Source organism: Dehalococcoidia bacterium (assembly GCA_025060295.1).
GTDB lineage: Bacteria > Chloroflexota > Dehalococcoidia > Lucifugimonadales > HRBIN23 > HRBIN23.
In genome coordinates, this window is the sequence record JANXCH010000015.1 from 1 (window position 1) to 1,914 (window position 1,914).

The following is a 1,914-nucleotide window of genomic DNA, read 5'->3' on the forward strand; positions in this document are numbered from 1 at the left end:
TTTGGGAAGCAGGCGGAGGTGCGCATCTACCGGGGGGTGGACCACGCCTTCTTCAACGACACCCGCCCCCTCTATAACGCCCGCGCCGCCAAAGACGCCTGGCGGCGGACGCTGGCCTTCTTCCGCCAGCATTTGGGGTAACCACCGAAAGGAGCACTATGTCCATAGGGTCCAAACAGGCGGTTCTGGAGGCTCTGTCGGCTCTGTTAGCCAGCACCTCTCTTCTCTACCTGAAGACGCGCAACTACCACTGGAATGTGTCAGGGCCCTTGTTTTCGGCTCTGCACCTGCTGTTTGAAAGGCAGTATAAGGAACTGGAGGAGGCGATTGACGAGATCGCCGAGCGGATGCAGGCGTTGGGTGCCTGGGCACCGGGCAGTTACGCCGAATATGTGAAGGTGAGCGTGGTGAAGGAGGACACGGGGCGGCCCAAGGCGGAGGAGATGCTCCGCACCCTGACCGCGGACCACGAGGCGGTGGCCGGGGTGGCCCGACGCCTTATCGCCGCTGCGGAAGCGGCCCAGGACCAGGCCAGTATGGATCTGGGCATCCGACGCCAGTTTGCCCACGAAAAGCACGCCTGGATGCTCCGGAGCCACCTGGCGTGAGGGCAAGGGGTGTTGGGGCTCGGGGCAACCTGACCCCAACAGGGCAAACGGTGGCACGGGTCCTATGCCCCGGGGGAAGAGCCTATACCCCCCGCGTGTAAACCCCCCAGTAATATACCAGATACCCCCCCGCACCTATCAGGAACAGGGCGCTGATGCGGTGCACATGGGGTATCACCCCCCGGAGCCAGCGGGCTAACGCATCCCGCACCAAGGCGGCGCTCACCGTCAGCAGGATGAGCATCGCCCCCATCCCCAGGGCGTAACTGATAAACTGCCCCAGGGATGCCCCCCACCCGCGGCTCGCTAAGGCGCTTCCCACCACCACCAGGAAGATGGGCAGGGTGCAACTGAGCGAGCCCACCGCATAAGCCATCCCAAAGAGGAACACATTGCGCAAGGTGCGCTGGGGCGTTACCACCACCCGGCTGGCCGCCATAATCCCTAGGCTCTGGTGCGAGACCAACAGCCAAATCCCCAATCCGACCATGCCCAAGCCGATGGCTATCCCCGCCACGGGGAAGATGCCGATGAGCCACCGTCCCCCTAGCGCAACCACCGCCCCCAGCACCCCGAAGGACGCCACAAACCCGAAAGTTGCTGCACCCCCCACAAGAAACGCCCGTAGCAACCGTCGCCACACCGAAAGGGTGGCGTAGTCGGCCTCTTGGGTGCCCAGGTAGAAGGCCAGGTAGGAGGGGAGCATGAAGAACCCGCAGGGGTTGACGCTGGAGACCATGCCCGCCGCAAAGGCATAGCCCACGGGTAGAATATCGGCCAGGCTCGCCACCGCTGCGGTGATGCCGTTGCGCAGGGCCAGGAGCAGGAAAAGAGCCCCCCCCACCAGGGCGCAAGAGAGGAGCAGGGAGACGCCAAAGGCTCCCAGGCCCCCTTTCCCTTTGGCCTTCGGCACACCTGTGGCCTGCGACACGCCTTCCCCCCTACTTCCGATGATAGGTGCATGGGGGCACGACCGCAAAGGACACCCCTGTGTGGTATGCTGAGGGTGTGGAAGCCACGGCCTCTCCCCTTCCCCAGCGACAGCGCCGTCTCCCCCTTGCCCGCCCCCGGTGGGCGCGGGACGGGGTGTTCCTGGTTACCCTGCTGGCGGTCCTGGCCCTGGACCAGGTGTCTAAAGCGGTGATCCAGGCTGTCCTGCCCGAGGGGGCGTCGGTGGTGCTGACGCCTTTCCTGCGCCTTACCCATATCACCAATACGGGGAGCGCCTTCGGCCTGTTCCAGGGGTATACCCTTTTCCTTATCGTGGCATCGGTGGTGGGGTTGGTGGTGCTCATCCTGTTCTACA

At 64.5% G+C, this 1,914-nt stretch carries 4 protein-coding genes; 3 read left to right on the plus strand and 1 reads right to left on the minus strand.

Annotated features, from left to right (window positions below):
* The first annotated feature begins 18 nt into the window (after positions 1-18).
* Together NZ951_06950 and NZ951_06955 are read left to right on the plus strand one after the other, a co-directional pair.
* Positions 19-141: a dienelactone hydrolase family protein gene (locus NZ951_06950; protein MCS7207649.1), complete on the plus strand. Its 123-nt coding sequence runs from the start codon at positions 19-21 to the stop codon at positions 139-141.
* A gap of 17 nt (positions 142-158) precedes the next feature.
* Positions 159-608 (plus strand): DNA starvation/stationary phase protection protein, encoded by a 450-nt coding sequence (locus NZ951_06955; GenBank protein ID MCS7207650.1) that lies wholly within the window; start codon positions 159-161, stop codon positions 606-608.
* Positions 609-690: 82 nt separating this feature from the next.
* Here NZ951_06955 and NZ951_06960 read toward each other — a convergent pair whose 3' ends face one another.
* A complete protein-coding gene (locus NZ951_06960) occupies positions 691-1,539 on the minus strand; it encodes a cytochrome c biogenesis protein CcdA (GenBank protein MCS7207651.1) in 849 nt (282 codons plus the stop codon).
* Positions 1,540-1,598: 59 nt separating this feature from the next.
* Here NZ951_06960 and NZ951_06965 point away from each other — a divergent pair.
* The coding region (locus NZ951_06965) for a signal peptidase II (GenBank protein MCS7207652.1) at positions 1,599-1,914 on the plus strand (316 nt) is incomplete at its 3' end.